Annotated in this window: 20 protein-coding genes and 2 pseudogenes; 8 read left to right on the plus strand and 14 right to left on the minus strand. The window is 61.9% G+C overall.

The window, feature by feature from the left end; all coding sequences use genetic code 11:
- Positions 1-194 (minus strand): hypothetical protein (locus ACQKQA_RS22840; RefSeq protein WP_427562753.1); only part of this gene is annotated, 194 nt, incomplete at its 3' end.
- 203 nt (positions 195-397) lie between these two features.
- The gene (locus ACQKQA_RS22845; protein WP_427562756.1) at positions 398-4,237 is read right to left on the minus strand and encodes a sensor domain-containing protein; all 3,840 of its coding nucleotides are present in this window, start codon (positions 4,235-4,237) and stop codon (positions 398-400) included.
- A gap of 282 nt (positions 4,238-4,519) precedes the next feature.
- Here ACQKQA_RS22845 and ettA point away from each other — a divergent pair, with 282 nt between their 5' ends.
- Together ettA and gdhA are read left to right on the plus strand one after the other, a co-directional pair.
- Complete coding sequence (gene ettA, locus ACQKQA_RS22850) at positions 4,520-6,184, plus strand: energy-dependent translational throttle protein EttA (RefSeq protein WP_007924767.1); 1,665 nt, start codon at positions 4,520-4,522, stop codon at positions 6,182-6,184.
- A gap of 315 nt (positions 6,185-6,499) precedes the next feature.
- A complete protein-coding gene (gene gdhA, locus ACQKQA_RS22855) occupies positions 6,500-7,837 on the plus strand; it encodes an NADP-specific glutamate dehydrogenase (protein ID WP_427562761.1) in 1,338 nt (445 codons plus the stop codon).
- Here the strand turns inward: gdhA and ACQKQA_RS22860 are convergent.
- The 4 genes from ACQKQA_RS22860 to ACQKQA_RS22875 form a co-directional block, all read right to left on the minus strand.
- The gene (locus tag ACQKQA_RS22860) at positions 7,834-8,328 is read right to left on the minus strand and encodes a GreA/GreB family elongation factor (RefSeq protein WP_427562762.1); all 495 of its coding nucleotides are present in this window, start codon (positions 8,326-8,328) and stop codon (positions 7,834-7,836) included. The two genes, gdhA and ACQKQA_RS22860, sit on opposite strands and share 4 nt — an antisense overlap.
- 71 nt (positions 8,329-8,399) lie before the next feature.
- A complete protein-coding gene (locus ACQKQA_RS22865) occupies positions 8,400-8,756 on the minus strand; it encodes a hypothetical protein (RefSeq protein ID WP_427562765.1) in 357 nt (118 codons plus the stop codon).
- 105 nt (positions 8,757-8,861) lie between these two features.
- Positions 8,862-10,715, minus strand: a complete 1,854-nt coding sequence (locus ACQKQA_RS22870) for a DUF4105 domain-containing protein (RefSeq protein WP_427562767.1) — start codon at positions 10,713-10,715, stop codon at positions 8,862-8,864.
- Positions 10,716-10,811: 96 nt separating this feature from the next.
- The gene (locus ACQKQA_RS22875) at positions 10,812-11,300 is read right to left on the minus strand and encodes a DUF3015 domain-containing protein (RefSeq protein WP_427562770.1); all 489 of its coding nucleotides are present in this window, start codon (positions 11,298-11,300) and stop codon (positions 10,812-10,814) included.
- A 273-nt stretch (positions 11,301-11,573) separates the two neighbouring features.
- On the opposite strand from ACQKQA_RS22875, the gene ACQKQA_RS22880 reads away from it, so the two are divergent.
- Entirely contained in the window at positions 11,574-14,012 is a 2,439-nt protein-coding gene (locus ACQKQA_RS22880) for a Lon protease family protein (protein WP_427562772.1), read from the plus strand.
- A 211-nt stretch (positions 14,013-14,223) separates the two neighbouring features.
- Complete coding sequence (locus ACQKQA_RS22885; protein WP_427562775.1) at positions 14,224-14,535, plus strand: hypothetical protein; 312 nt, start codon at positions 14,224-14,226, stop codon at positions 14,533-14,535.
- A 22-nt stretch (positions 14,536-14,557) separates the two neighbouring features.
- Here the strand turns inward: ACQKQA_RS22885 and ACQKQA_RS22890 are convergent, their stop codons facing one another.
- Complete coding sequence (locus ACQKQA_RS22890) at positions 14,558-16,390, minus strand: hypothetical protein (protein ID WP_427562777.1); 1,833 nt, start codon at positions 16,388-16,390, stop codon at positions 14,558-14,560.
- Positions 16,391-16,551: 161 nt separating this feature from the next.
- Between ACQKQA_RS22890 and ACQKQA_RS22895 the strand changes: the two genes are divergently transcribed.
- The 3 genes from ACQKQA_RS22895 to ACQKQA_RS22905 all read left to right on the plus strand — a co-directional run bounded on the left by ACQKQA_RS22895 (position 16,552) and on the right by ACQKQA_RS22905 (position 18,223).
- A complete protein-coding gene (locus ACQKQA_RS22895; RefSeq protein WP_427562780.1) occupies positions 16,552-17,040 on the plus strand; it encodes a TIGR00645 family protein in 489 nt (162 codons plus the stop codon).
- A gap of 135 nt (positions 17,041-17,175) precedes the next feature.
- On the plus strand, positions 17,176-17,481 hold the full coding sequence (locus ACQKQA_RS22900; RefSeq protein WP_427562783.1) for a DUF6482 family protein: 306 nt from the start codon (positions 17,176-17,178) through the stop codon (positions 17,479-17,481).
- Positions 17,482-17,605: 124 nt separating this feature from the next.
- Entirely contained in the window at positions 17,606-18,223 is a 618-nt protein-coding gene (locus ACQKQA_RS22905) for an FKBP-type peptidyl-prolyl cis-trans isomerase (protein WP_427562785.1), read from the plus strand.
- Between the two features lie 98 nt (positions 18,224-18,321).
- Here the strand turns inward: ACQKQA_RS22905 and ACQKQA_RS22910 are convergent, their stop codons facing one another.
- From ACQKQA_RS22910 to ACQKQA_RS22925, 4 genes and pseudogenes are all read right to left on the minus strand, one after another.
- On the minus strand, positions 18,322-18,588 hold the full coding sequence (locus tag ACQKQA_RS22910) for a hypothetical protein (protein ID WP_427562788.1): 267 nt from the start codon (positions 18,586-18,588) through the stop codon (positions 18,322-18,324).
- 207 nt (positions 18,589-18,795) lie between these two features.
- Positions 18,796-19,137 (minus strand): zinc ribbon domain-containing protein YjdM, encoded by a 342-nt coding sequence (locus ACQKQA_RS22915; protein WP_427562790.1) that lies wholly within the window; start codon positions 19,135-19,137, stop codon positions 18,796-18,798.
- Positions 19,138-19,294: 157 nt separating this feature from the next.
- Positions 19,295-19,903: pseudogene (locus ACQKQA_RS22920) on the minus strand (polyprenyl synthetase family protein); the annotation flags it as partial.
- 12 nt (positions 19,904-19,915) lie between these two features.
- Positions 19,916-21,268, minus strand: a pseudogene (locus tag ACQKQA_RS22925) (MFS transporter); the annotation flags it as partial.
- Positions 21,269-21,448: 180 nt separating this feature from the next.
- Between ACQKQA_RS22925 and uvrA the strand changes: the two are divergent.
- Entirely contained in the window at positions 21,449-24,283 is a 2,835-nt protein-coding gene (uvrA, locus tag ACQKQA_RS22930; protein ID WP_427562793.1) for an excinuclease ABC subunit UvrA, read from the plus strand.
- A gap of 85 nt (positions 24,284-24,368) precedes the next feature.
- Here the strand turns inward: uvrA and bfr are convergent, their stop codons facing one another.
- From bfr to ACQKQA_RS22945, 3 genes are all read right to left on the minus strand, one after another.
- Complete coding sequence (gene bfr / locus ACQKQA_RS22935) at positions 24,369-24,833, minus strand: bacterioferritin (RefSeq protein WP_075122031.1); 465 nt, start codon at positions 24,831-24,833, stop codon at positions 24,369-24,371.
- Between the two features lie 155 nt (positions 24,834-24,988).
- Positions 24,989-26,437 carry a catalase gene (locus ACQKQA_RS22940; protein ID WP_427562796.1) on the minus strand — a complete coding sequence of 483 codons (1,449 nt, stop codon included), beginning with the start codon at positions 26,435-26,437 and terminating at the stop codon, positions 24,989-24,991.
- Positions 26,438-26,677: 240 nt separating this feature from the next.
- The coding region (locus tag ACQKQA_RS22945) for a bL17 family ribosomal protein (RefSeq protein ID WP_427562799.1) at positions 26,678-26,816 on the minus strand (139 nt) is incomplete at its 5' end.

Raw genomic sequence — 26,816 nt, forward strand, 5'->3', positions numbered from 1 at the left:
CTCAACTTCGGCGAAAGCACCCTCGACCATGAATTGCGCATGCACGTGCGCGAACTGGGCGACCGCAACCCGGTGATCGACGAGGTCACCGAAGCGATCAGCTCAATGTGTTCTTCCTGGCGCTGGGCTTCTTGCTCCATGGCGGCAAAGAGATCGGCGTCGTACTTGGCAATAGTCAAATCACGGCTGAACATGGCGGTCCTCAAGGATCGGGGCAGAAAAGGGGGGCATTCTAACTCAACGGCTTTTAGATGGCATATGAAAGGACATCATGTCGCAGACAAGTGGTGTTCATGAGCCGTCAGCCCTGCACCTTGTAGCCGCTGCCGCAGGCTGCGATCGGCCACGCAGTGGCCGTGCTCTTGAGATCACAGAAGGCCTTCGGCGGCTGGCGGGATCAGTCGAACATGAACAGCGCGTCGTTGCTGAATTGCCCTTCGAAGCTGTTGGCCGGCATCGGCCGGCCGAACAGGTAGCCCTGGACTTCGTCGCAGCCGTGTTCGCGCAGGAAGTCCAGCTGTTCGTGGGTTTCCACACCCTCGGCGATCACCGCCAGGTTCAGGCTGTGGGCCATGGCGATGATGGCTCGGGCGATCTGCGCGTCCTGCTCGCCGGACGGTAGGCCGTCGACGAAGGTGCGGTCGATCTTCAGTACGTCGATGGGGAACTGCTTGAGGTAGTTCAGCGACGAGTAGCCGGTGCCGAAGTCGTCGACCGCGATGCTCAGGCCGAGGTTCTTCAGGCCGTCGAGGATCTGCATCGCCTCGCTGACTTCGCGCATCAGGATACTTTCGGTCAGTTCCAGCTCCAGGCAGGCCGGCGGCAGGCCGGTGTCCTTGAGGATGGTGGCGATCCGCGTCCCCAGTTGGCCATCGGAGAACTGCCGGGCCGAGATGTTCACCGACACCTTCGGCACCCGGACCTTGGCCTGGTGCCAGGCCTTGAGCTGGCGACAGGCTTCGCCGATCACCCAGTCACCGACATCCACCACCAGCCCCAGTTCTTCGAGCACCGGGATGAAGTCCCCCGGCGGTACCAGGCCGCGCCGCGGATGGCGCCAGCGCAACAGCGCTTCGGCACCGGTCAGGCGCTTGCCGTCGCCGCTGAACTGCGGCTGGTAGTAGAGGATGAACTCCTGCTGCTCCAGGGCGTGGCGCAGGTCGCTTTCCAGTTCCAGGCGTTCCAGGGCGCTGGCGTTCATGTCGGCCTGATAGAACTGGAAGTTGTTCTTGCCGCGCTCCTTGGCGTGGTACATCGCGGTGTCGGCGTTTTTCATCAGCTGGCTCAGCTCGTTGCCGTCTTGCGGGCTCAGGGCGATGCCGATACTGGCGGTGACGAAGAACTCGCGGCCTTCGAGCACGAACGGCTTCACCAGGCTGGCGAGAATCTGCTCGGCGACGTGGATCGCCCGGTTCAGGGCGATCTCGCGGCTGGCCCGGGGTTGCAGGAGCAAGGTGAATTCATCGCCGCCCATGCGTGCCACGGTGTCGTCATCGTCGACGCAATCGAGCAGGCGGGTGGCCATGTCCTTGAGCATGCGGTCGCCCGCGGCATGGCCGAGGGAGTCGTTGATCGGCTTGAAACGGTCCAGGTCGAGGAACATCAGCACCACCCAGGACTTCTGCCGCTCCGCCGATTGCAGGGCGGTGTGCAGGCGGTCCTGGAACAGCGTGCGGTTGGGCAGGTGGGTCAGGGCGTCGTAGTAGGCCAGGCGATGGATGCGCTGCTCGCTGGCCTTGCGCTCGCTGATGTCGGTGAAGAAGCACACGTAGCTGGCCAGGTCGCCTTCGTCGTCGAGCACTGCGGTGATGCCGACCCAGGCCGGGTAGTGCTCGCCGTTACGGCGCTTGAGCCAGACCTCACCCTCCCAGGTGCTGTGCTGGTGCAACTGCTTGAGCACGTAGCGCAGGTGGGCTTCCTGCTGTTCGTCGACGGTGAGCATGTTCGGCAGTTGGTCGAGCACCTGGGAGACCGCGTACCCGCTGACCCGGCTGAACGCCTCGTTGGCCTGGACGATATAACCCGCCGGGTCGGTGATCAGGATCGCCGAGGTCGAGTGCTCGAATACCGTGGCCGCCATGCGCAGGTCTTTTTCCGCGCGGCGCTGCTGGCTGATATCGCGGCCGACCCCGAGCACGCCTTCGAAGGCGCCGTGTTCGTCCCACACCAGTACCAGCCGCAATTCGATCGGAATCTTGCGCCCATCGGCCCGCAGGCAGTCGAACAGGAATAGTTGGGTCTGCACCTGACTGCGCAACTGCGCCAGTTGCTCGGGCTTGTCCAGGGCCTTGCCGATCCGTTCCATCAGGGCGTAGATGCCGGTCAGCTGTTGCGGGTTGGCGATGGTCGATTGCCAGCCGTTCTGGAAGATCCACTCGACTTCATAACCCAGTACCGAGAGCACCGAGGGGCTGACATAGTTGAGGGCCATCTTGCTGTTGGTGGAGAAAATCACGTCGCTGATGCTTTCGGCGAGCATGCGATAGCGCCGTTCGCTGTCCCGCAGGGACTCGCTGGCCTCGATCTGGTCGGTGATGTCCTTGGCCACGCCGATGATGCGCGTGACCTGGTCGTACTTGTCCCGCGCCAGGGCCTGTTCGCGGATGTCGAAGCAACGCCATTGGCCGCTGCGGTGGCGAAAGCGCAGATGGCACTGCAGCAATTGCAGGTAGCCGCCGTACCGTTGTTCCTGGCGCAGGCGGTGATACAGGTCGGCGTCTTCCGAGTGCAGGAGGATTTCCCAGAAGTACTCGCCCATCTGGTGCAGTTCGGTCTTGTTGTAGCCGAGGGTCTGGCCCAGGTGGTGGTTGCTGAAGATCATCCGCTGGCTGATGACGTCCTGCACATACAGGTGGTCCGGCACGGTGCGCACCACATCCGACCAGAAACCCTCGCGCTCCAGCAGCGACAGCTCGATGAGCTTGCGGCTGGTGATGTCGCTGATGCTGAGGATCACCGCCCGATAGTCGGCAGGGTCTTCCGGCAGGCGCAGCACCAGCCACAGGTGCTGGTCCTGGCCCTGGGCGTCGCAGAGGCGGATCTCCAGCTCCAGCTGTTTGTGCTGGTTGATCACCGTCTCCAGGAGCTGCTGGCCGATGGCGCTGCTATTGAGCGGGCTGCCTTCGATCAGCAGCTTCCAGGCCTGCTCGCAGGAGTCAACGTTGAGCAGCCGCAAGGCCACCTGGTTGACCTCGGTGACGCGCAGTTCCTCAAGCAATAGCTGCCGCTGCTGTGGGTTGGTCTCCTGCCAGCGCTCGAGCTGTTCGCTGTCGTGCAGTTGTGCCTTGTCGAGAAACGCCGGCAGCCCGGAGATATCCAGCACACAGAGGGCGACCCCGGTCCCTTCGAAAATATCCTGGTAGCGACGACGCCCTTCGTGCAACTGACGCTGACGGCGGCGCATGTTCAGCAGCGCGATCACCGGCAGCAGGGACAGCGCCAGGCCCAGCAGGCATTTGGCGATAAACGCGGGCAACAGCTGTTCGATCACCGCGCGTTCGTCGAACAGGCCGCGCAATTGCCAGTCGCTGTTACCCAGCGGCGCGACCAGCACGCTGTTGGCGATCTCTTCGCCGGTCACCGGATTGTTGCGGCCGTCGTCGCGACCGAGGGTTTTCTGGTTCAGGCGGTTTTCAATGACCCAGATCGAGTGGGATTCCTGATCGGGGTCGAGGCTCAGGGACTGGACGAAGCCCGGTGCCAGGCGCAGCACCCAGTACGTCTTGAGGGCGCCGCTGGGCTGCTGGAGCAGCAGTTGGGCCTGGGCGCCGTCGGCGGCGTTGCTGTAGTAGTAGCGCTGGCCCCGGCTGCGGCTGATCAGGTCAGCGAGCCATGGGCTGTCTTGCCCGTCGGCGGCGCTGTCGCTGATAACCTCGCCCTTGGCATCCAGCAGCGCGATGCTTTGCAGGTCCGGCAGGGACAGTTGCAGCTTTTTCAGCAGCAGTTGCTGCTGTTCGGTGTTTTGCGGCGGCTCGACGATCGGTAGCAGATTCAGGGCGATCTGCGCATGGAGCGCCAGGTTGAGGCTGATGTGTTCGGCCAGGTCGGCGTTGTAGTCGATGGCGTGTTGACGCTGGTCTTTGCGGGTTTGTTGCAGTTGGTCGAGCAGTTGCCAGAACAGCAGGGCGAGCAGCAACAGGACCAGGGTCGCCAGGACGCCTTTCAAGGTGCCACGCAGGGGCGAGCCGGACGCAGGCGCAGGAACGCGCAGGGCAGAAGGCGAGATGGCGTTGGACAAACTGTGATCCTGCGGTTTGGCTGGACTGGCGCGACGTGCACTATAAGCCGGACGCCCGAAGGGCGGCTAGCATGCCTTGAGTTGTGGCAAAGTGCCAGCCCAGGTTGGCTGGACCTTGTCCGGCCATTGAGGTAGCTTTGCCGGTTACGCGGGAGCGCTCCAGCTCCAGACAATCAGGCTTTTTCCGTGCGCGGGCATTGATCACGATCAAATGCCCGCGCTGCGCATGGCCTGGCCGGGCTTCGCCCGCTCTATTCATCAGTCACTGACGCTAGGTTCATCATGGCTCAATACGTCTTCACCATGCATCGGCTGGGCAAAGTTGTTCCGCCGAAGCGGGAAATCCTGAAAAACATCTCTCTGTCGTTCTTCCCTGGCGCCAAAATCGGCGTACTGGGCCTCAACGGTTCGGGTAAGTCCACCCTGCTGAAAATCATGGCGGGCGTCGACACCGAGTTCGAAGGCGAAGCCCGTCCGATGCCCGAGCTGAACATCGGCTACCTGCCCCAGGAACCGCAGCTGGATCCGACCAAGACCGTGCGTGAAGTGGTCGAGGAAGCGGTCAGCGTGATCAAGGACGCCCAGGCGCGCCTGGACGAGGTCTACGCGGCCTACGCCGATCCGGACGCCGACTTCGACAAGCTGGCCGCCGAACAGGCCAAGCTCGAAGCGATCCTGCAGGCCAGCGATGGCCACAACCTGGAGCGCCAGCTGGAAGTCGCCGCCGATGCGCTGCGCCTGCCGGCCTGGGACGCCAAGGTGGAACACCTGTCCGGTGGTGAAAAACGTCGCGTGGCCCTGTGCCGCCTGCTGCTGTCCGCCCCGGACATGCTGCTGCTCGACGAACCGACCAACCACCTGGACGCCGACTCCGTGGCCTGGCTTGAACACTTCCTCCACGACTTCCCGGGCACCGTGGTAGCGATCACCCACGACCGTTACTTCCTGGACAACGTCGCCGGCTGGATTCTGGAACTCGACCGCGGCGCCGGCATTCCTTACGAGGGCAACTATTCGGGCTGGCTGGAAGCCAAGTCCGATCGTCTGGCCCAGGAATCCAAGCAGCAGTCGGCCCATGAAAAGGCCATGAAGGAAGAGCTGGAGTGGGTGCGCAAAGGCGCCAAGGCCCGTCAGTCGAAATCCAAGGCTCGTCTGGCTCGCTTCGAGGAAATGCAATCCCAGGAATTCCAGAAGCGCAGCGAAACCAACGAGATCTACATCCCGGCCGGTCCGCGCCTGGGTGACAAGGTCATCGAGTTCAAGAACGTCACCAAGGGCTATGGCGATCGCGTGTTGATCGACAACCTGTCGTTCTCCATGCCCAAAGGCGCCATCGTCGGCGTGATCGGCGGCAACGGTGCGGGTAAATCCACCCTGTTCCGCATGCTGATGGGCAAGGAGACCCCGGACTCGGGCAGCATCGAAGTCGGTGAAACCGTGCAGCTGGCCTGCGTCGACCAGAGCCGCGAGGACCTGGACGGCAGCAAGACCGTATTCCAGCAGATCTCCGACGGTTCCGACCAGATCCGCATCGGCAGCTACGAGATCCCGTCGCGTACCTACGTCGGCCGCTTCAACTTCAAGGGCGGCGACCAGCAGAAGTTCGTCAAGGACCTGTCCGGTGGTGAGCGTGGCCGGCTGCACCTGGCCCTGACCCTGAAGGAGGGCGGCAACGTCCTGCTGCTCGACGAACCGTCCAACGACCTCGACGTCGAAACCCTGCGTTCCCTAGAAGAAGCCCTGCTGGACTTCCCGGGCGCCGCCATTGTGATCTCCCACGACCGGTGGTTCCTGGACCGTGTCGCGACCCACATCCTGGCGTACGAAGACGACTCGCAAGCGGTGTTCTTCGAAGGCAACTACACCGAGTACGAGGCCGATCGCAAGAAGCGCCTTGGCGACGCAGCAGCTCAACCGCACCGTGTGCGGTACAAGAAACTGGCCTGATCCGGGTCGGTTGCTTGAAAGAAACGGAGCCTTCGGGCTCCGTTTTTTTTGCGCGTTTTTTCAGATGGGGCGGATTGTTGCTATCGCGAGCGGGCTGACCGGCATCGCCCATTTTGGGTTTGTCCAACATGGGGCGACGCCATTGATCTGGCTCCCTGAAACGGTGCGCAAAACACCGAAAACAGGTGGATATTTATATCTATTGCACCATTTAAATTCATAACTGCGACATTTTGCTCTGTCGTGGTGCTGTTCGAGTTGCTAAAGTCCAGGGCAAATCTCCCTTAACGACAATAAATCTGCCGAGACTTTCCCATGATCGAATCCGTCGAAAACTTCCTCGCCCGCCTGAAAAAGCGCGACCCGGACCAGCCGGAATTCCACCAGGCGGTGGAAGAGGTGCTGCGCAGCCTGTGGCCGTTCCTGGAGGCCAACCCGCATTACCTGAGCTCGGGGGTTCTCGAGCGCATCTGCGAGCCGGAGCGGGCGGTGGTGTTTCGCGTGTCGTGGGTCGACGATCAGGGCAAGGTCCAGGTCAATCGCGGCTTCCGCATCCAGATGAACAGCGCCATCGGCCCGTACAAGGGCGGTTTGCGCTTCCATCCGTCGGTCAACCTCGGGCTGCTGAAGTTCCTCGCCTTCGAGCAGACCTTCAAGAACTCCCTGACCTCGCTGCCCATGGGCGGCGGCAAGGGCGGCTCGGATTTCGATCCGAAGGGCAAGAGCGATGCGGAAGTGATGCGTTTCTGCCAGGCTTTCATGAGCGAGCTGTACCGCCATATCGGTTCGGATGTGGACGTGCCGGCGGGGGATATCGGCGTCGGCGCCCGGGAAATCGGTTTCCTGTTCGGTCAGTACAAGCGCCTGAGCAACCAGTTCACTTCGGTGCTGACCGGCAAGGGCATGAGTTATGGCGGCAGCCTGATTCGCCCCGAGGCCACCGGCTTCGGTTGCGTGTACTTCGCCGAGGAAATGCTCAAGCGCCGCGACGACCGGGTGGAAGGCAAGCGCGTGGCGATTTCCGGCTCCGGCAACGTGGCGCAATACGCAGCGCGCAAGGTCATGGACCTGGGCGGCAAGGTGATTTCCCTGTCGGACTCCGAAGGCACGCTCTACTGCGAGGCCGGGCTGACCGAGGAGCAATGGCAGGCGGTGCTGGAGTTGAAGAACGTCAAGCGCGGGCGCATCCGTGAGCTGGCGGCCCGGTTCAAGCTCGAGTTCCTCGCTGGGCAACATCCCTGGGCGCTGACGTGCGATATCGCACTGCCGTGCGCCACCCAGAACGAACTGGACGCCGAGGCGGCGCGCACGCTGTTGCGCAATGGCTGTATATGCGTGGCCGAAGGGGCGAACATGCCGACCACCCTGGAGGCTGTGGATATCTTTATCGAGGCCGGCATCCTGTTCGCTCCGGGCAAGGCGTCGAACGCCGGCGGCGTGGCGGTCAGCGGGCTGGAGATGTCGCAGAACGCCATGCGCCTGTTGTGGACCGCCGGCGAGGTGGACAGCAAGCTGCACCACATCATGCAGTCGATCCACCATGCCTGTGTGCATTACGGCGAAGAAAACGGCCGGATCAACTACGTCAAGGGCGCGAACATCGCGGGCTTCGTCAAGGTCGCCGAGGCCATGCTGGCCCAGGGCGTGGTTTAAGCCGGGTCGATGCGGATCACTTCGATCAGCTGATTGCCGGCAGGGCGCTGCCACAGCACTTCATCGCCGAGCTGGGCACCCAGCAGCGCCCGACCCAGCGGCGACCCCCAATTGATCAGGCCCTTGGCGACATCGGCCTGATCCTCTCCCACCAGTTGCACGCAGCGCTCGGTGCCGTGCTCGTCGGCGAAGACCACCCGGCTGCCGATCTGCACCTTCGACCGTGAGGTCGCCTGGGGCACCACCTGGGCGCTTTGCAGGCGCTGGTTGAAGTAGCGCAGGTCGCGTTCGATATCGGCCAGCTGTTGCGGGTCCGCGCGCTCGCCCAGCGCCTCCTGTTCGTTGTGTCGGGCCTGCAGGTGCGCGACTCTGGCCTGCAGCTCGCTCAGGCCTTGAGGGGTGACGTAGTTGGGCTGCGCGCTGACCAGGCGTTCCACTGGTTGGTCGGCTTGGGCGGCAGCCTGATCCTCGTTGACGAAGGCTCGGCTCATGGAATTTCTCCCGGAATGGCATTCAGGTCATGGTCGCAGCCTTTTGGTTTCAGGCCATGTCTGAAAGCGACTTACTGCGAGCGATAGGCTCGCGCCGCATCGCGGTCTTTCTCCTGCTGCCAGGCGCGTTCGCGCTCGTCCCAGTGACGCTCCCGATACTCATTGCGGTCCTGGTTTTCCAGCATGGCCTGGCACTGGCGAAAACCATCGCTCCAGCCCTCGGCGTATTGCGGGTCCTTGAGGTAGCGCGGCACGTTCTTGCGAAATTCGCCGCTGATTGCCCCGGCAGCCTGGCGACCGCTGATGCAACCGTCATCGAAACCGTCGGCAAAGGCCGGTGGATAACCCTGTTTCAGCAACTGCTCGTGGGTCGATTCACAACCACTGACCAGTGCCAGCAACAGCACGGCCCAACCAAAACGCCACATCTGCGACTCCTCGAATCCGCATGAGTGAAGTTTAGAAGGGCATTTGTCAGTGAGCCGTGAAAGTCCGGTGATCGCCCTGTTTGCCTGTAGTCGCTGCCGGGTGCGTCAGTAGTGGTACCACTTCACTTCCAGCATCACCTCGTTTTCCGCGGTGGCCAGGTGGCTGAACTCGCGCTGGGCGCTCAGGCGCAGGCCCAGGTTGCGCGACAGCTCCCATTGCTGGTTGAGGCTCAGGCTGCGGCGCACCTCGCCGTTGGTGAAATAGTCGCCCTTGGCTTCGACGCTGAAATTGCCCAGCGGGTTTTTCCACAGCAGGCCGGTATTGAAGCCGGCCGCGGGAGTAACGAAAGCGGCAAAGTCGGCATTGTGTTCGATGCGCGCAGTGCCCAGGGCGAAGCCGAGCAGGTTCTCGCCCAACTGCCAGGTACCGCCGCCACCGCCGTTGACATGGCTGACCAGGGTTTCGTCGTCGTGTTTGCCCGGTACCCGTTCCAGGCCGCCGGTGACCTGCCAGGACCAGGGTTGCAGCAGTTCGTTGCGCGGCGTCAGCGAGCGGATGGTGGCCAGATCCAGTTGCTGCAACTGCCATTGGTTGCCTTCGTACTGGCGCAGCTTCATCTGCAGGATTTCGATCTGGGCGCCCAGGGGGAAGCCTTCGGTGTTGTCGTTGAGGTCGTGATAGGCCATGCGCAGCCCGTATTCGCCGAACGCCCTGTCGCCGCGGGTGCCCACGCCGACCTGCCAGGTGCGCGACTCGTGGCCGTCTTCCGGCAGGCCGGGACGGGCGATGGACAGCTCGGGCGGCGGGTTGCGGTTGATCGCCCGCAGCAGTTCGAAGCTGCGTTGCGCTCGCTGCGGGTCGCGTTCCTGGCCGTTGGCCCGATAACGTTCGAGGCGATAGGCCGTATCGACGATCAGCGCCTGGCGTTCCCGCGGCAGGGCCTTGAAGGCTGGCTCCTGCAGTTGTTGCTGGTCGGCGCTGATTTTCAGCACCCATTGCTGCTCATCGTGGCTCAGCGGCTTGGCGCGCTCGAGCAACTCACGTTCGCGGGACGGGCGGTACTCGATCTTCTCCACCAGGCCGGCTTCCTTGACCGCCTTGACGGTGTCGGTGGGAATCGCCGTCAGCGGGAATTGTTCGGTCAGGCGCAGGCTGGGACGTGCCACCTGCAGCAGTTCCAGCAAGCGGTAGGAGCAGTTTTCGTCGAAGAAGAAGTAGTCGAACTTGATCTGTTTCAGTTCCCAGACGTGTTCGACCATGCGTTCGGTCTCGGCCTGGGTCAGGTTCAGCCGGTACTCCCACAGGTCGCGGTTTTCCAGGCTGCGGTATTCCGAGAGTTTCTCCTGGTAGGGCACCAGGGCGAACAGGCCGGGGTAGCCGCCCATCAAGCCTTTCCAGGCGTAGAGGATGCTGTTGTCCGAGCCTTCTATATAAGCGCCGAAGTTGATCGCGTAGCTGAGCAGGGACGTGTGGTTGCTCTGCACGTCGGCTTGATCGATGCGCAGCAGGGTGTGGCCGAACATCGACGACGGGCTGTTTAGGTAGGCCGCCGGGAAAATCATCACCGTACTGTGGGGCGCGACATCCTTGAACCACTGGTTGAATTCGCTGCATTCAACCGTCGGCAGATCGTTCAGGTTCAGTTGGGTCTTGAGCCAGCGGGTACGGGCGGGGTAAACGCATTGCGCATGCTGGTTAGCGCTGCCGGTCGGGGCGTAGATCGCCTCCAGGGTGGCCCTGAGCTCGGCATCGGGGTGCTCGGCGCCGTTGGCGGCGAGGAAGAATTTAGGGTCGCTGATATAGCTGCGCCAGCCACCGAGCTTGGCGGTCTCGTAATGGCCCAGGGAGATCCAGAACGGATCGCTGGCCAGTTGCTGCAAACGTGAAGGGTCGATATGTGGCGCGGCAGACAGCGGGGCGCAGGCACAGAGCGCCAGATAAGCGAGGCGTTTGAGCATGGTGGGCAACTTGAGTCGGCAAAAACAAAGACTCGGGAAGAGTCATGTCCGAAAAACAAAAGCCCGCTCCCTTACAAAGGAGCGGGCGGCTCAAGATCAGGCCGGGGTGGCGTACTTGGCCAGGCGTGCGTCGCTTTTCAGCACGGCCAGGGTGTTGGTGTGCACATCGTCCGCGGTGATGTCGGCTTTGCTGAAGATCTGCTGGAAGTGCTCGTGGGTGACGGCGGCGAAGTGCGCGCGGTCTTCAGGAGCGACACCCAGGACCACGGCGTAGGTGGTCAGCGCTTCGCCTTCGCCTTTGGCCATGTCTTCGGACAGCTCGTTCATCATGCCATTCATGGCAAACCAGGATTTGCCGCCGTAAGTCAGCGCACTGTTGGTCGAGCAACCGTTGGTGCCGGAAGTCATGCCGAAAGTCGCGTTACCGGAGGTGCCGTTGGTGGTGGAAGCCAGGAAGTGAGCTGGAGTGCCGCGCTGCCCTTCGAACAGCATGTTGCCCCAACCGCAGTCCGGACCGCCTGGCGCTTGGGCCATTGCATTGATGGATACAGCGGTGAAGAGAGTACCGAGAAGAATCCGTTTCATAGCTTTGTTCTCTTTATGTGCAAACCAATGGACAAGGGGTCTGGCCCATGCCGGCGCCAGTGGGCCGGTTATTAGTCCAGCCGCGCAGGGTGGAGTTTAGGCATTTTCCGAAGACAACGGGTTTTTTTCCGAAGCAATCCTTGAAATAGCCGGCTTTTATGCAGGGTGCCTCACACTCGCTAGCGGCCCGCGCTTTAGCGTCCGCGCGCCTTGCCAGCCGGTGTACCCGGCGCCAGAATGCCCCATCTGCCCTGCCTGATGTAAGGAAGCCCGATGCCCGATCCTGTTGCTGCCAGCTTGCGTCTGGCGCCCGAAGCGCTGACCCGTCCGTTTTCCGCTGAACAGTTCAGCTTCTCGACCACCAACGATCTGGAGCCCTTTCGCGGTGTGCTTGGCCAGGAACGCGCAGTCGAAGCCTTGCAGTTCGGCGTGGCCATGCCACGCCCCGGTTACAACGTCTTTGTCATGGGCGAGCCCGGCACTGGTCGCTTCTCTTTCGTCAAACGCTACCTGAAGGCTGAGGGCAAGCGTCTGCAGACCCCGTCCGACTGGGTCTACGTCAACAATTTCGATGAGCCGCGCGAGCCGCGCGCGCTGGAGCTGCCTTCTGGGGCCGCAGGGGCGTTCATCAGCGACATCAACGGCCTGATCGACAACCTGCTGGCGACCTTTCCGGCGGTCTTCGAGCATCCGTCCTATCAGCAGAAGAAAAGCGCCATCGACCGCGCGTTCAACCAGCGCTACGACCGCGCCCTGGACGTCATCGAGCGCCTGGCGCTGGAGAAGGACGTCGCGCTGTACCGCGACAGCAGCAATATCGCCTTCACCCCGATGTTCGAGGGCAAGGCGCTGGACGAGGCCGAGTTCGCGCAATTGCCCGAAGCCGATCGCGAGCGTTTCCATGAGGATATTTCCGCCCTGGAAGAACGCCTCAACGAAGAGCTGGCGAGCCTGCCGCAGTGGAAGCGCGAGTCGAGCAACCAGCTGCGTCAGCTCAACGAAGAAACCATCACCCTGGCCTTGCAGCCGCTGTTGGCGCCGCTGTCCGAGAAGTACGCGGAAAACGCTGGCGTCTGCGGTTATCTGCAAGCCATGCAGGTCTATCTGCTCAAGACCGTGGTCGAGCAACTGGTGGACGACAGCAAGACCGACGCGGCGGCCCGCAAGCTGCTGGAAGAGCAGTACGGTCCGAGCCTGGTAGTCGGCCACCCGGCCAGCGGCGGCGCGCCGGTGGTGTTCGAGCCGCACCCGACTTACGACAACCTGTTTGGCCGCATCGAATACAGCACCGATCAGGGCGCGCTGTACACCACTTACCGGCAGTTGCGTCCGGGGGCCCTGCACCGGGCCAACGGCGGTTTCCTGATTCTCGAAGCGGAGAAGATGCTCAGCGAACCCTTTGTCTGGGATGCGCTCAAGCGGGCCCTGCAATCGCGCAAGCTGAAGATGGAGTCGCCATTGGGCGAGCTGGGGCGTCTGGCCACCGTGACCCTGACCCCGCAACACATCCCGTTGCAGGTGAAAGTCGTCATCATCGGCGCCCGGCAGCTGTACTACACGCTGCAGGACCTGGATCCGGACTTCCAGGAGATGTTCCGCGTGTTGGTGGATTTCGATGAAGACATCCCGATGGTGGATGAGAGCCTCGAACAGTTCGCCCAACTGCTGAAAACCCGTACCTCCGAAGAAGGCATGGCGCCGCTGACTGCGGACGCGGTGGCGCGCCTGGCGACCTACAGCGCCCGTCTGGCGGAGCATCAAGGGCGCCTGTCGGCGCGTATTGGCGATCTGTTCCAGCTGGTCAGCGAGGCGGACTTCATCCGGCACCTGGCCTCAGACGAGATGACCGACGCCGGGCACATCGAACGGGCGCTCAAGGCCAAGGCCACGCGCACCGGGCGGGTCTCGGCGCGGATTCTCGACGACATGCTGGCGGGGATCATCCTGATCGACACCGACGGCGCTGCCGTGGGCAAGTGCAACGGCCTGACGGTGCTGGAAGTGGGCGACTCGGCCTTTGGTATCCCGGCGCGGATTTCCGCCACGGTGTATCCGGGGGGCAGCGGTATCGTCGACATCGAGCGCGAGGTCAACCTCGGCCAGCCGATTCACTCCAAGGGCGTGATGATCCTGACCGGCTACCTGGGCAGCCGGTATGCCCAGGAGTTCCCCCTGGCGATCTCGGCGAGCATCGCCCTGGAGCAGTCCTACGGCTACATCGACGGCGACAGCGCCTCGCTGGGCGAGGCCTGCACGCTGATCTCGGCCTTGTCGAGAACCCCGCTCAAGCAGTGTTTTGCCATTACCGGGTCGATCAACCAGTTCGGCGAAGTCCAGGCGGTGGGTGGGGTCAACGAGAAGATCGAAGGCTTCTTCCGTCTCTGCGAGGCCCGGGGCCTGACCGGTGAACAAGGTGTCATCATTCCTCAGGCCAACGTCGCCACCCTGATGCTCGACGAGAAGGTACTGGCAGCGGTCCGCGCCGGGAAGTTCCACGTGTATGCCGTGCGCCAGGCCGACGAGGCCCTGAGCCTGCTGGTGGGCGAGCCGGCGGGCGAGTCGGACGCGGACGGCCAGTTCCCCGAGGGCAGTGTCAACGCGCGGGTGGTGGAGCGTCTGCGGGTCATCGCTGAAATGATCAGCGAAGAGGACCTCAAGGAAGCGGAAAAAGAGCACGCGCAAGAGGCCTTGGCCGAAACCAAGCCGGCCTGAATCCGTGCTGCGACGAGGGCTCGGCCTTCGTCGCGGCGCCGGTCGGCTGACGTCAATTTTTGCGAAAAGACCATTCGGCGCCTGTTCGGCCGGCCAACTTTGCTTCTCAGTCTTTTCTTCCTATTCTCAGGCAAGGAGAACGACAGTCGTCGCTGGATCGAAACAGTCTTCACATGAAGGTTGAATACCGGATCTACCGAGGGTCGCCGCTATGTCGCGCAACCTCTGCCTTACCCGCCAGTGTCTTGGCCTGGTCACCCGTATCGAATGCAGCATCCGCCCGCTGGCGGGGGATAACGGAATGTGGACCTTACTGTTCGCCGCTGGAATGGCCGGTGAACAACCTTCGGCCATCAAGGCCCAGGGACCTTTCTGCGGGCCCAACGTGGCCGAATCCATCCTTGATTCCATCGTCGAAAGCCTCACCACCCATGGTTATGAGCTGGCGGACGATCCGCAGATCTGGTGCCTGCATCTTCAGGCTCAACTACGGCAGATCAATGGTGAACGTTGCCGCCATTGACCTTCGTTCCGCCCGCTGAGGCCTACTCGGTGGGCGGTGGGTTTTCCGGCTTGTCGAGCTTGACCTCAAAACCATATTCGACAGTGTTGAGTTCGTTGCGCTGGTAGGTCTCCAGCTCACTGGGCTGCCCATAGAAATAATGCACGTCGAACGGCGCCGTGCCCTTTGCCGGCGCTTCATGGCTGACCGCAAGAATCTCCTTCAGGTACTGGCCGCTGCCGTCCTTGGCGTAGAAGCGCCAGGACTCGGCCGGGAATCGTCGCTGGTCGACGATCAGCGCATTGCCCCTGAGTTCCAGCCCCTTGGGCAGTTGGCTGGTGGCCAGGTTTTTCTTCTCGATGCTGGCCAGGAACAGCGGGATCGAACCGATGGCATACGCCGGGGTTTCCGGGAACAGGGTCAGGTCGTAGGTGATCGAGCTGCGCATCGGGTCGACCTCGAACGCCTCCGCAGGCAGTTCGATGGGTTCGCCGCGTTTGCCGTTGGCGTCCTGGGTGAAGAAGGTCACTGGGCTGTCGCCTGAAGAGAAGGATGTGCCGAGCAGTTCGTCATTGAAGGTTTTCGGGTGGTCGAACTCGATCCGCGCCGTGCTGGCGTCTTCGGTGGATTGATGAATGACCACGCTGTTCTTCAAGGTCTCTTCGTCAAGCTCGGCGCCCTTGAGGTAGTTCGGCGCCTGGTCGTCATACACCACGACCGGCATGGGCAGGGGCTGGACCTTGCTGTCGCTGGTCTGGCGGTCGAAGCGTTGCACCTTCAGGTCGAGGTCCTTGCGGGTGACGGTGGCCTCGGAGAAATCCAGCACATTGACTTCGAGCTTGTCGATCAAACCATTGAAATACACCTTGGTGTATTGGCTTTTCTGCTCGCGCTCGAAGGTCTTGCGCTGCTCTTCGAGTTGCTGTCCGAACGCTTCGCTCCAGGCCTTCTGCTGCTGCATGTCGGCGAGCTGCCGGGTATAGAAAGCGATCTGTTGGCTGTTCTCGTTGATCGAGCCGGAGCGCGAGAGGAACTGGCCAGTGGTGTCGCGGGCCTGCACCAGCAACGGATTGAGCGGCGTATCGCCGAGCTCCGGCGCCGGCGGGGCACTGTTGGTCAGCTCGACTTCGGCGCTGTTCTTGTCCAGGGACAGGAGTTTTACGCTGATGTTCTTGTCGCTGCGTGGCTTGCCGATATCGGCCTTGCCCAGCTCGAAGGTGAAAACCTGATGGGGGGCTATCACTTCGGCCTTACCTTGCAGGCTCACCGGTTGGGGCTGGTTCTTGTTTTCGACCTCCAGGCCTTCGATGAAGGGGTAGGTCACGGTCAGGTCGTCCGGATTGGTCAGGTTGGAGCTCGACGGGCTCAACTGGATGCCGGGATCGGTTTCCGACCATTCGGGCTGGAAGGCGATGACCCTGCCGTTGCTCAGGGTCACGGACTGCCATTCCAGGCCATGGGGGAAGGGGAATTGCGCCGGCATGTTGAAGCTGAAAGGGAACACCGGCTGCAGGTCGGTCAGGTAGTCGGAGTTGGTGTTCTTGCGCAGGATGAACAGGCCGTTGAGGTAGGTATCGACCAGGGCCTGCGGGCTGGGGTAGTGCTTGAGCAGGGCCAGGGCGTCGTCGCCGTATTCGGTCTCGACGGGTTTGCTCTGGAGCCGCAGTTGCGCCCGTTCGAGCAGGAGTAACGAACCACCCAGGTCAGCGACAGCGTCCTTGAGCTTGGGGTCCTGGATGGCGTCCAGGGACTGTTCGAACTGTGCGGTTTTCTGTTCCAGGCTGACTTGCCGCTTCTCGTCGCTGGGCGAGCAACCGCTGTTGAGCAGTACCGCGATACACAGGCCGGTACCCACCAAAGGCAATCGCAAATCCATTCTCCAGGCTTCCTGTCCGAGGTCATTGGGCTGTTCAAGTCATTCCGACACTAGCAGAAAATCACTCCGGTAAACGCGCAGGTGATGGATTTCGTTGCGGTTTATGGGCTTTTGGCCGGCTGATATACTCGCCGCCGTTTTTTATACCTGTGTGAGATTCAATGGAACGTTTTGTCGAGAATGCAATGTACGCGTCGCGCTGGCTGCTGGCGCCAATCTACTTCGGTCTGTCCTTGGGCCTGTTCGCCCTGGCCCTGAAGTTTTTCCAGGAAATCTTTCACGTTATTCCCAACGTGTTCTCCATGGCCGAGTCCGATCTGATCCTGGTGCTGTTGTCGTTGATCGACATGGCGCTGGTCGGCGGCTTGCTGGTGATGGTGATGATTTCCGGCTACGAGAACTTCGTGTCGCAGCTGGACATCGACGAGGACAAGGAGAAGCTCAGCTGGCTGGGCAAGATGGATTCTTCCTCGCTGAAGATGAAGGTAGCGGCCTCCATCGTGGCGATTTCCTCGATCCACCTGCTGCGGGTGTTCATGGACGCGAAGAACATCGAGACCCAGTACCTGATGTGGTACGTGATCATCCACATGACCTTCGTGATCTCGGCGTTCGCCATGGGTTACCTGGACAAGCTGACCAAGCACTAAGGCTTCGACCCGTGCTGTAGCCGCGCCGCCCGGCCGTTGTGAAACGGACGGGCGGCGTCGTTTCCGGCTTGTGCTTTTACCGGCCCGGGCATATCCCTGTAACGGTCACGGGCTTGAACTGCGCGAGGTGCGCTCATGAACCTGCACGAGTTGAATGCTTATGCCGTCGCCGGAAAGATCGATGAACTGAACCTGATTTCCCTCGAAGGCGGTATCTATCTGCTCGAGGCACGGATGCACGGAGCGGCCTACCCGTTGAGCGACGCCCATGGCCAGATGCTGCATCTGCGCTCGGTGGAGCATGCCCGGGAACTGCTGCACGCCTTTCCCAGGCTGCCTTTCAACCTGATCCACACGTCGGTACATGACGAGATGTGCGGCCTCTCGGCCAGCGTCGAGGACAGCCTGCGGGTGCCGATCGCTTCCCGTCAGGCCCGGTAGACGGCACGCTCATCATCGCCGTGGCAACTGTGCTAGTCTGCTCGCCCTTTTGGTTCCGGGCGTACCGGGATGCGCCGTGCACGTACGGCGGATTTCCGAGCCGTCCGCACAGCGGAGCAGTGTCATGTCCGAAGTAAATCTGTCCACCGACGAAACCCGCGTCAGCTACGGTATCGGCCGTCAGCTGGGCGACCAGCTGCGTGACAACCCGCCACCGGGCGTGAGCCTGGACGCGATCCTGGCTGGCCTGACCGACGCGTTCGCCGGTAAGCCTAGCCGTGTCGGCCAGGAAGAAATGTCCGCCAGCTTCAAAGTGATCCGCGAAATCATGCAAGCCGAAGCAGCCGCCAAGGCTGAAGCCGCTGCTGGCGCGGGCCTGGCTTTCCTGGCTGAAAACGCCAAGCGTGAAGGCATCACCACTCTGGCATCGGGCCTGCAGTTCGAAGTGCTGACCCAGGGCGAAGGCGCCAAGCCAACCCGCGAAGACAGCGTGCGCACTCACTACCACGGCACCCTGATCGACGGCACTGTGTTCGACAGCTCCTACGAGCGCGGCCAGCCTGCGGAATTCCCGGTCGGCGGCGTGATCGCTGGCTGGACCGAGGCGCTGCAACTGATGAATGCCGGCAGCAAGTGGCGTCTGTACGTGCCGAGCGAGCTGGCTTACGGCGCGCAAGGCGTTGGCAGCATCCCGCCGCACAGCGTTCTGGTGTTCGACGTCGAGCTGCTCGACGTTCTGTAAGCTTCAGTTGCCGGGCTGAGCCTGCTCGCGATCCCCATAGCGTTTTTGCGCTGGGCGGAGCGCGGGCAGGCTTGCCTCGACAAGCGGTTCAGGCGGGGTCATAGGCGGATTTTCGCGCCCAGGCCTTCGGCCGTTCCAACAGGGCGCAAGGCCCGTGCATAGCAGAACAGAAACAGGTTGCGGACCAGCTCCTTGAGCACCACCGGCTCGCTGGAACTCAGGCCGTTGAGGTCCAGGTCACCCTGATCCTGCAGTTCGCTCAAGGCTTCTTCCTCCAATACCGCACAGACTTCCCCGGTTTCCCGATGCAGGATTCGCAGGTAAGGGTGTGGGCGGTCCAGCCATGCGTCGATCAAATAAGTCATGAGTCTCATCTCCTTGATGGGTTTCAATGAGAATAATTCTTATTCAATGAATAGCAAGTACCTATTGGCGGTTTCTGCTTTTTTCTGTGTGGAAACTGTTGTGGGTCAAAAGGGCTGGCCTTTTGCTGCGTGGCGGGAGAAGTGGGGGGATTGGCTGGGGCGGGGAGGGCTTCACCCCGCGCCTGGCGCGGGGCGATAGCCTGGATATCAGACCTTGCGGACGAACTCGGACTTGAGTTTCATCGGGCCGATACCGTCGATCTTGCAGTCGATGTCGTGGTCGCCATCGCACAGGCGGATGTTCTTGACCTTGGTGCCGACCTTGACCACCAGCGAAGTGCCCTTGACCTTCAGGTCCTTGATCACGGTGATGGTGTCGCCGTCCTGCAGGACGTTGCCGACCGAGTCCTTTTTCACGGTTTCATCGGAAGCAGCCTCGGCTTCGGCGTTGGCGGACCATTCGTGGGCGCATTCGGGGCAGACCAGCTGGACGCCGTCTTCATAGGTGTATTCGGAATTGCATTTCGGGCAGGGTGGCAGCGTGCTCACTAAGACTCCTCGATTTCAGGAAGGCTAAAAAGCGCACATTATATAAGGTTTTGCCGGGGGAAGGGGTGTTGCCGGGGATTTGGCGGCCCGCATAACGAACAAGCCCGCGCCTGCAGGGGCCGAAAAGGTTGCAGGAGCGGGCTTGTTCTTCAGTGGATCAGTGCGTGCGGGCTACGGCGAACTCGCTCAGTTCCACCAGCGCGTCGCGGTATTCGCTTGGCGGCAGGGCTTCCAGGCAGGCGATGGCGCGAGCGGCATAGTCGCGGGCCAGCTGGGCGGTGTAATCCAGGGAACCTGAGGCTTCCACGGCCGTGCGGATGCTTTCCAGGTCTTCGATACCGCCTTTTTGGATCGCCTGGCGTACCAGTGCGGCCTGTTCCGGCGTGCCTTCGCGCATGGTGTAGATCAGCGGCAGGGTCGGCTTGCCTTCGGCCAGGTCGTCGCCGACGTTCTTGCCCAGGGTTTGCGCATCGCCCTTGTAGTCCAGCAAGTCGTCCACCAGCTGAAAGGCCACGCCCAGGTGATCGCCGAAGGTTCGCAGGGCTTCGCTCTGTGCCTCGGTGGCGCCGGCCAGGGCGGCGGCACTGTGGGTCGAGGCCTCGAAGAGCATCGCGGTCTTGCCGCGGATGACTTCCATGTAGGTTTCTTCGGTGGTGCTGGCATCACGGACTTTCGAGAGCTGCAGCACTTCGCCTTCGGCGATGACGCGGGTAGCTTGCGACAGGATCTTCATCACGGGCATCGAGCCCAGTTCGACCATCATCTCGACCAGCTGCTCGAGGGTCGCGCGATCCAATAATTCGGTGTCCAATTTGATGTAAATGGCGGCTTCTTCGACCACCATCACGGCATCTGTTACCCCAACGACGGCCTTCAGGCGCTCGACCAGACCGGCTTCGCGGATCGCCTCGGGCGATAACGGCAAGCGCAGGCTCGTCACATAAGGTGGTTCGCGCATGGTAACAGCAAAGGCCAGCCACAGGGCAGCCAACCCGGCGCAACCGAGGAACACAACCGACAAACCGCCATGCTGGAACAGCCAGCCGCCGAGAATGCCCCCCAGTGCCGAACCCAGGAACTGGCTGGTGGAATAGACCCCCATGGCCGTGCCCTTGCCGCCGGCCGGTGAAACCTTGCTGATCAGCGACGGCAGCGATGCTTCCAGCAGGTTGAACGCGGTGAAGAACACCACCGTACCCACCACCAGCTCCTGCAGGCTGTCGCCGAACTCCCAGAAGAATAGCTCGGTGAGCAGCAGCGTACTGACCGCGCCCAGCAGAACTCGTTTCATTTTGCGTTTCTTCTCGCCGTAGATGATGAACGGGATCATGGCGAAGAAGGAGATCAACAGCGCAGTGAGGTAGACCCACCAGTGCTGTTCCTTGGGCAGGCCGGCTTTTTCCACCAGGGCCAGGGGCAAGGCGACGAAGCTCGACATCAGCATCGCGTGCAACACGAAGATACCAAGATCCAGGCGCAGCAGGTCCGGATGCTTGAGCGTCGGCAACAGCGCCTGGCGCGCGACCCCGGACTCACGGTGCTGCAACGGGCCGGTCGAGCGCGGCACCATGAAGGCGACGATGAAGATGCCCAGCAGCGCCATGGCGCCGGTGGCGAGGAACAACCCGGACAAGCCGAAGCTGCGGGTCAGCAGCGGGCCGACCACCATGGCCACGGCGAAGGACAAGCCGATGGTCATGCCGATCATGGCCATGGCCTTGGTGCGGTGCTGCTCGCGGGTCAGGTCCGACAGCAGCGCCATGACCGCCGCGGAAATCGCCCCGGCGCCCTGCAGGATGCGCCCGGCGATCACGCCCCAGATCGAGTCGGCATTGGCCGCCAGCACACTGCCCAGGGCGAAGACGACCAGCCCCAGGTAGATCACCGGACGTCGGCCGATGCGGTCGGAAATGATCCCGAACGGGATCTGGAAAATCGCCTGGGTCAGGCCGTAGGCGCCGATCGCCAGCCCGATCAGGGCCGGGGTCGCTCCCGCCAGATCCATTCCATAGGTCGCCAGGACCGGCAACACCATGAACATGCCAAGCATACGGAAGGCGAACACCAGGGCCAGACCGCTTGCCGCGCGGGTCTCGGCGCCACTCATGCGTTCGCTGTGGGGATCGTGCATGGAAAAACCTCGTGTGAACCGGCGGCGATTCTACCAGTCCGATCGATTGACGGGGTATATGGCGACGCTTTGCCGCGCAGGTTTCATCTAAGGCTGCAAAGTCGCGATTTGATAGTGTGCATCCATCCAGTATTTGCCCTTATACTCCTACGTTTTCGACGCCCGCCGAGCGAGGCCACTTTGGACAAGATCCTGATTCGTGGGGCCCGGACCCACAACCTGAAGAACATCGACCTGACCCTGCCACGGGACAAACTGATCGTCATCACCGGCCTGTCCGGCTCGGGCAAATCGTCTCTGGCCTTCGACACGCTGTACGCCGAAGGCCAGCGCCGTTATGTCGAGTCCCTGTCGGCCTATGCCCGGCAGTTCCTGTCGATGATGGAAAAACCCGACGTCGACACCATCGAAGGCCTGTCGCCGGCGATTTCCATCGAACAGAAATCCACCTCGCACAACCCGCGCTCCACCGTGGGCACCATCACCGAGATCTACGACTACCTGCGTCTGCTCTATGCCCGCGTCGGTACGCCGCGTTGCCCGGACCACGACATCCCGCTGGAAGCCCAGACCGTCAGCCAGATGGTCGACCTGGTGCTGGCCCAGCCGGAAGGCAGCAAGCAGATGCTGCTGGCCCCGGTGATCCGCGAGCGCAAGGGCGAGCACCTGTCGGTCCTCGAGGAACTGCGTGCCCAGGGCTTCGTCCGGGCCCGGGTCAACGGCAAGCTCTACGAACTGGACGAGCTGCCGAAGCTGGATAAACAGAAGAAGCACTCCATCGATGTGGTGGTCGACCGCTTCAAGGTGCGCGCCGATCTGCAACAGCGCCTGGCCGAGTCGTTCGAGACCGCGCTGAAACTGGCCGACGGCATTGCCCTGGTGGCGCCGATGGACGACGAGCCCGGCGAAGAGATGATCTTCTCCGCGCGTTTCGCCTGCCCGATCTGCGGCCATGCCATCAGCGAACTGGAACCCAAGCTGTTCTCCTTCAACAACCCGGCAGGCGCCTGCCCGACCTGCGACGGCCTGGGGGTCAAGCAGTTCTTCGACATCAAGCGCCTGGTCAATGGCGAACTGACCCTGGCCGAAGGGGCGATTCGCGGCTGGGACAGGCGCAACGTCTATTACTTCCAGATGCTCGGCTCGCTGGCCGCCCATTACGGCTTCAGCCTGGAAGTACCGTTCAACCAGCTGTCGGCCGACCAGCAGAAGGTCATCCTCAACGGCAGCGGTACACAGAACGTCGACTTCAAGTACCTCAACGACCGTGGCGATATCGTCAAACGCTCCCATCCGTTCGAAGGCATAGTGCCGAACCTGGAGCGGCGCTACCGCGAAACCGAGTCGGCCACCGTGCGCGAGGAACTGGCCAAGTTCCTCAGCACCCAGCCGTGCCCGGACTGCCGCGGCACCCGCCTGCGGCGTGAGGCGCGCCACGTGTGGGTCGGCGAGAAAACCCTGCCGGCCGTGACCAGCCTGCCGATCGGCGATGCCACCGACTACTTCGGCAGCCTGTCGATGACCGGCCGCCGCGGCGAGATCGCCGACAAGATCCTCAAGGAAATCCGCGAGCGCCTGCAGTTCCTGGTCAATGTCGGCCTGGACTATCTGACTCTGGATCGCAGCGCCGACACCTTGTCCGGCGGCGAGGCCCAGCGCATTCGCCTGGCCAGCCAGATCGGCGCCGGCCTGGTGGGGGTGATGTACATCCTCGACGAGCCCTCCATCGGCTTGCACCAGCGAGACAACGACCGCCTGCTGGGCACCCTGAAACACCTGCGGGATATCGGCAACACGGTGATCGTGGTCGAACACGACGAAGACGCTATTCGCCTGGCCGACTATGTGGTGGACATCGGCCCGGGTGCCGGTGTGCATGGCGGGCAGATCGTCGCCGAGGGCTCGCCCGACGAGGTGATGTCCCACCCCGAATCGCTGACCGGCAAGTACCTGTCCGGACGGGTGAAGATCGAAGTGCCAGCCAAACGTACGCCGCGCAACAAGAAGCTGTCGCTGTCCCTCAAGGGCGCCCGGGGCAACAACCTGCGCAACGTCGACCTGGAGATTCCGATCGGCCTGCTGACCTGCGTGACCGGTGTGTCCGGCTCCGGTAAATCGACGCTGATCAACAACACCCTGTTCCCCCTCAGCGCCACAGCCCTGAACGGCGCCACCACGCTGGAAGCTGCGGCGCACGACAGCATCAACGGCCTGCAGCATCTGGACAAGGTCGTGGATATCGACCAGAGCCCGATCGGTCGGACACCGCGTTCCAACCCGGCGACCTACACCGGGCTGTTCACCCCGATACGCGAACTGTTTGCCGGGGTCCCCGAGTCGCGTTCGCGCGGCTATGGTCCGGGCCGCTTCTCCTTCAACGTCAAAGGCGGACGCTGCGAAGCCTGCCAGGGCGATGGCCTGATCAAGGTGGAAATGCACTTCCTGCCGGACATCTACGTGCCCTGCGACGTGTGCAAGAGCAAGCGCTACAACCGCGAAACCCTTGAGATCAAATACAAGGGCAAGAGCATCCACGAAGTCCTGGAAATGACCATCGAGGAAGCGCGGGAGTTCTTCGATCCGGTGCCGGCGCTGGCGCGCAAGCTACAGACGCTGATGGACGTGGGGCTGTCCTATATCAAGCTGGGGCAGTCGGCGACGACCTTGTCCGGTGGCGAGGCGCAGCGGGTCAAACTGTCTCGTGAACTGTCCAAGCGCGATACCGGCAAGACTCTCTACATCCTCGACGAACCGACCACCGGCCTGCACTTCGCCGATATCCAGCAGCTGCTGGATGTTCTGCACCGCCTGCGCGACCACGGCAACACCGTGGTGGTGATCGAGCACAACCTGGACGTGATCAAGACCGCTGACTGGCTGGTGGACCTGGGGCCTGAAGGCGGCTCCAAGGGCGGCCAGATCATCGCCGTGGGCACGCCGGAGCAACTGGCAGAAATGTCGCAGTCCCATACCGGCTACTACCTCAAGCCACTGCTGACCCGCGACCGGGCCTGAGCCCAATAAAAAAGCCCCTGCCATTGAGAAATGGCAGGGGCTTTTTTATTGCCGTCCGCAGTTGCGAACGCGCTGGCTTAGCGCATCAGAACTGCGACTGCAGGTAGTTTTCCAGACCGATCGACTTGATCAGACCCAACTGCTTTTCCAGCCAGTAGGTATGGTCTTCTTCAGTATCGGCCAGCTGCACACGCAGCATGTCGCGGCTGACATAGTCCTTATGTTTCTCGCAGAGCTCAATGCCCTTGCACAGCGCGGCGCGGACCTTGTACTCCAGGCGCAGGTCGGCGGCGAACATGTCCGGCACGGTGGTACCGATATCCAGATCGTCAGGGCGCATGCGTGGCGTCCCCTCGAGCATCAGGATGCGGCGCATCAACGCGTCAGCGTGTTGTGCCTCTTCTTCCATTTCGTGGTTGATGCGCTCGTAGAGCTTGCTGAAGCCCCAGTCCTCATACATCCGCGAGTGGATAAAATATTGGTCACGTGCCGCCAGTTCGCCCGTCAGCAACGTGTTGAGGTAATCGATTACGTCCGGGTGACCTTGCATCGCCCTACATCTCCCTGCTTGAAAGTCTGTATTTTGAACCAAGCTGACTCGCAGGTCACTGGAAAAGCGCTAACAAAGTGAAGATTTTCAGAGAAAACTAGCCGAAAAAACGCAAAAACCGCCCGAATGAGGGCGGTTCTGCTTCTCGTTTAGACTTAGTTCAGCTGTACGCCCAACGCCTTCGCCACACCTTCTGCATAAGCCGGGTCAGCCTTGAAGAAATGCTGCAGCTGACGCTGGACCACATCCGCGCTGACACCTGCCATCGCACCGGCGATGTTGTTGATCAACAGCGCTTTCTGCTGGTCGTTCATCAGACGGAACAGTGCGCCTGCATGGCTGTAGTAGTCGGTGTCCTCGCGGTGATCGTAGCGATCCGCCGCACCGCTGAGCGCCAGGGCTGGCTCCGCGTACCGAGGAGCCTGCTTCGGCGCGTCGGCGTAACTGTTCGGCTCGTAGTTCGGCGAAGCACCACCATTGCTGCCAAACGCCATGGCACCGTCACGCTGGTAGCTGTTGACCGGGCTACGCGGGGCGTTGACCGGCAACTGCTGGTGGTTGGTACCCACACGGTAGCGGTGAGCATCGGCGTAGGCGAATACGCGGCCTTGCAGCATGCGGTCCGGCGACAGGCCCACGCCTGGAACCATATTGCTTGGACCAAAGGCAGCCTGCTCGACTTCGGCGAAATAGTTCAGCGGGTTACGGTTCAACTCCAGCTCACCGACCTCGATCAGCGGGAACTCTTTCTGCGACCAGGTCTTGGTCACGTCGAACGGGTTCTCGTAATGAGCCGCCGCTTGAGCTTCGGTCATGATCTGGATGCACACGCTCCATTTCGGGAAATCACCGCGTTCGATCGCGTTGAACAGGTCGCGCTGGGCGTAATCCGGGTCGGTACCCGCCAGGCGGGCAGCCTCGGCCGGCGCCAGGTTCTTGATGCCCTGCCGGGTCTTGTAGTGCCATTTCACCCAGTGCCGCTCGCCCTTGGCGTTGATCAGGCTATAGGTGTGGCTGCCAAAGCCGTGCATGTGGCGATAGCCGTCGGGAATCCCGCGATCCGAGAACAGGATGGTGACCTGGTGCAGCGCCTCGGGAGAGTGCGACCAGAAGTCCCACATCGCTTGAGCGCTTTTCAGGTTGCTCTGCGGCAGACGTTTCTGGGTGTGGATAAAGTCAGGAAACTTCAGCGGATCACGGATGAAGAACACTGGCGTGTTGTTGCCGACAATGTCCCAGTTGCCTTCTTCGGTATAGAACTTCAGGGCAAAACCCCGTGGGTCGCGCTCGGTATCAGCCGAACCGCGCTCACCGCCTACGGTAGAGAAACGCAGAAACGTCGGGGTTTGTTTACCTACCGATTCAAACAGCTTGGCGCTGGTGTATTCGGTGATGTCACGCGTGACTGTGAACGTACCGTAAGCACCCGAGCCTTTGGCGTGTACACGGCGCTCAGGAATGTTTTCACGGTTGAAGTGCGCAAGCTTCTCGATCAGATGGAAATCGTCGAGCAGCAGCGGGCCACGCGGGCCGGCGGAGCGAGAGTTCTGGTTATCAGCGACAGGTGCGCCACTGGCGGTCGTAAGCGTTTTGATCTGGCTCATACGGTCTTCTTCCTCTGTCAGTCTTGGAACTGCCGGCTACTCGGCTTGGCGGGAAGTATTGATCACCTAAGTGATAGCCACAAATTCATTAACTTTCTGGCTTCGATAGATAATTACTAATTACCCTCCCAACACATAGTGACAACAGAACGATGTCGGAAGCTTGTACGAACCGTGCATTTTTCTTGCGCGCACAAAAAACCGGGCACTAGGCCCGGTTTTTTGTTTCAGACTGACGTCTTACTCGGCGGATACAGCTTCGCCAGCAGTAGCACGATCAACCAACTCGACGTACGCCATAGGAGCGTTGTCGCCAGCGCGGAAACCGCACTTGAGGATGCGCAGGTAGCCACCCTCACGGGTAGCGTAACGCTTGCCC

It is taken from the genome of Pseudomonas sp. NPDC089530, from assembly GCF_050280705.1.
Taxonomy (GTDB): Bacteria; Pseudomonadota; Gammaproteobacteria; order Pseudomonadales; family Pseudomonadaceae; genus Aquipseudomonas.

Excerpts from the sequence above, each read along its gene's own strand:
- ettA (WP_007924767.1), top strand. The coding sequence starts at position 4,520 with ATGGCTCAATACGTCTTCACCATGCATCGGCTGGGCAAAGTTGTTCCG.
- gdhA (WP_427562761.1), top strand. The coding sequence starts at position 6,500 with ATGATCGAATCCGTCGAAAACTTCCTCGCCCGCCTGAAAAAGCGCGAC.
- ACQKQA_RS22860 (WP_427562762.1), bottom strand. The coding sequence starts at position 8,328 with ATGAGCCGAGCCTTCGTCAACGAGGATCAGGCTGCCGCCCAAGCCGAC.
- ACQKQA_RS22865 (WP_427562765.1), bottom strand. The coding sequence starts at position 8,756 with ATGTGGCGTTTTGGTTGGGCCGTGCTGTTGCTGGCACTGGTCAGTGGT.
- ACQKQA_RS22870 (WP_427562767.1), bottom strand. The coding sequence starts at position 10,715 with ATGCTCAAACGCCTCGCTTATCTGGCGCTCTGTGCCTGCGCCCCGCTG.
- ACQKQA_RS22875 (WP_427562770.1), bottom strand. The coding sequence starts at position 11,300 with ATGAAACGGATTCTTCTCGGTACTCTCTTCACCGCTGTATCCATCAAT.
- ACQKQA_RS22880 (WP_427562772.1), top strand. The coding sequence starts at position 11,574 with ATGCCCGATCCTGTTGCTGCCAGCTTGCGTCTGGCGCCCGAAGCGCTG.
- ACQKQA_RS22885 (WP_427562775.1), top strand. The coding sequence starts at position 14,224 with ATGTCGCGCAACCTCTGCCTTACCCGCCAGTGTCTTGGCCTGGTCACC.
- ACQKQA_RS22890 (WP_427562777.1), bottom strand. The coding sequence starts at position 16,390 with ATGGATTTGCGATTGCCTTTGGTGGGTACCGGCCTGTGTATCGCGGTA.
- ACQKQA_RS22895 (WP_427562780.1), top strand. The coding sequence starts at position 16,552 with ATGGAACGTTTTGTCGAGAATGCAATGTACGCGTCGCGCTGGCTGCTG.
- ACQKQA_RS22900 (WP_427562783.1), top strand. The coding sequence starts at position 17,176 with ATGAACCTGCACGAGTTGAATGCTTATGCCGTCGCCGGAAAGATCGAT.
- ACQKQA_RS22905 (WP_427562785.1), top strand. The coding sequence starts at position 17,606 with ATGTCCGAAGTAAATCTGTCCACCGACGAAACCCGCGTCAGCTACGGT.
- ACQKQA_RS22910 (WP_427562788.1), bottom strand. The coding sequence starts at position 18,588 with ATGACTTATTTGATCGACGCATGGCTGGACCGCCCACACCCTTACCTG.
- bfr (WP_075122031.1), bottom strand. The coding sequence starts at position 24,833 with ATGCAAGGTCACCCGGACGTAATCGATTACCTCAACACGTTGCTGACG.
- ACQKQA_RS22940 (WP_427562796.1), bottom strand. The coding sequence starts at position 26,437 with ATGAGCCAGATCAAAACGCTTACGACCGCCAGTGGCGCACCTGTCGCT.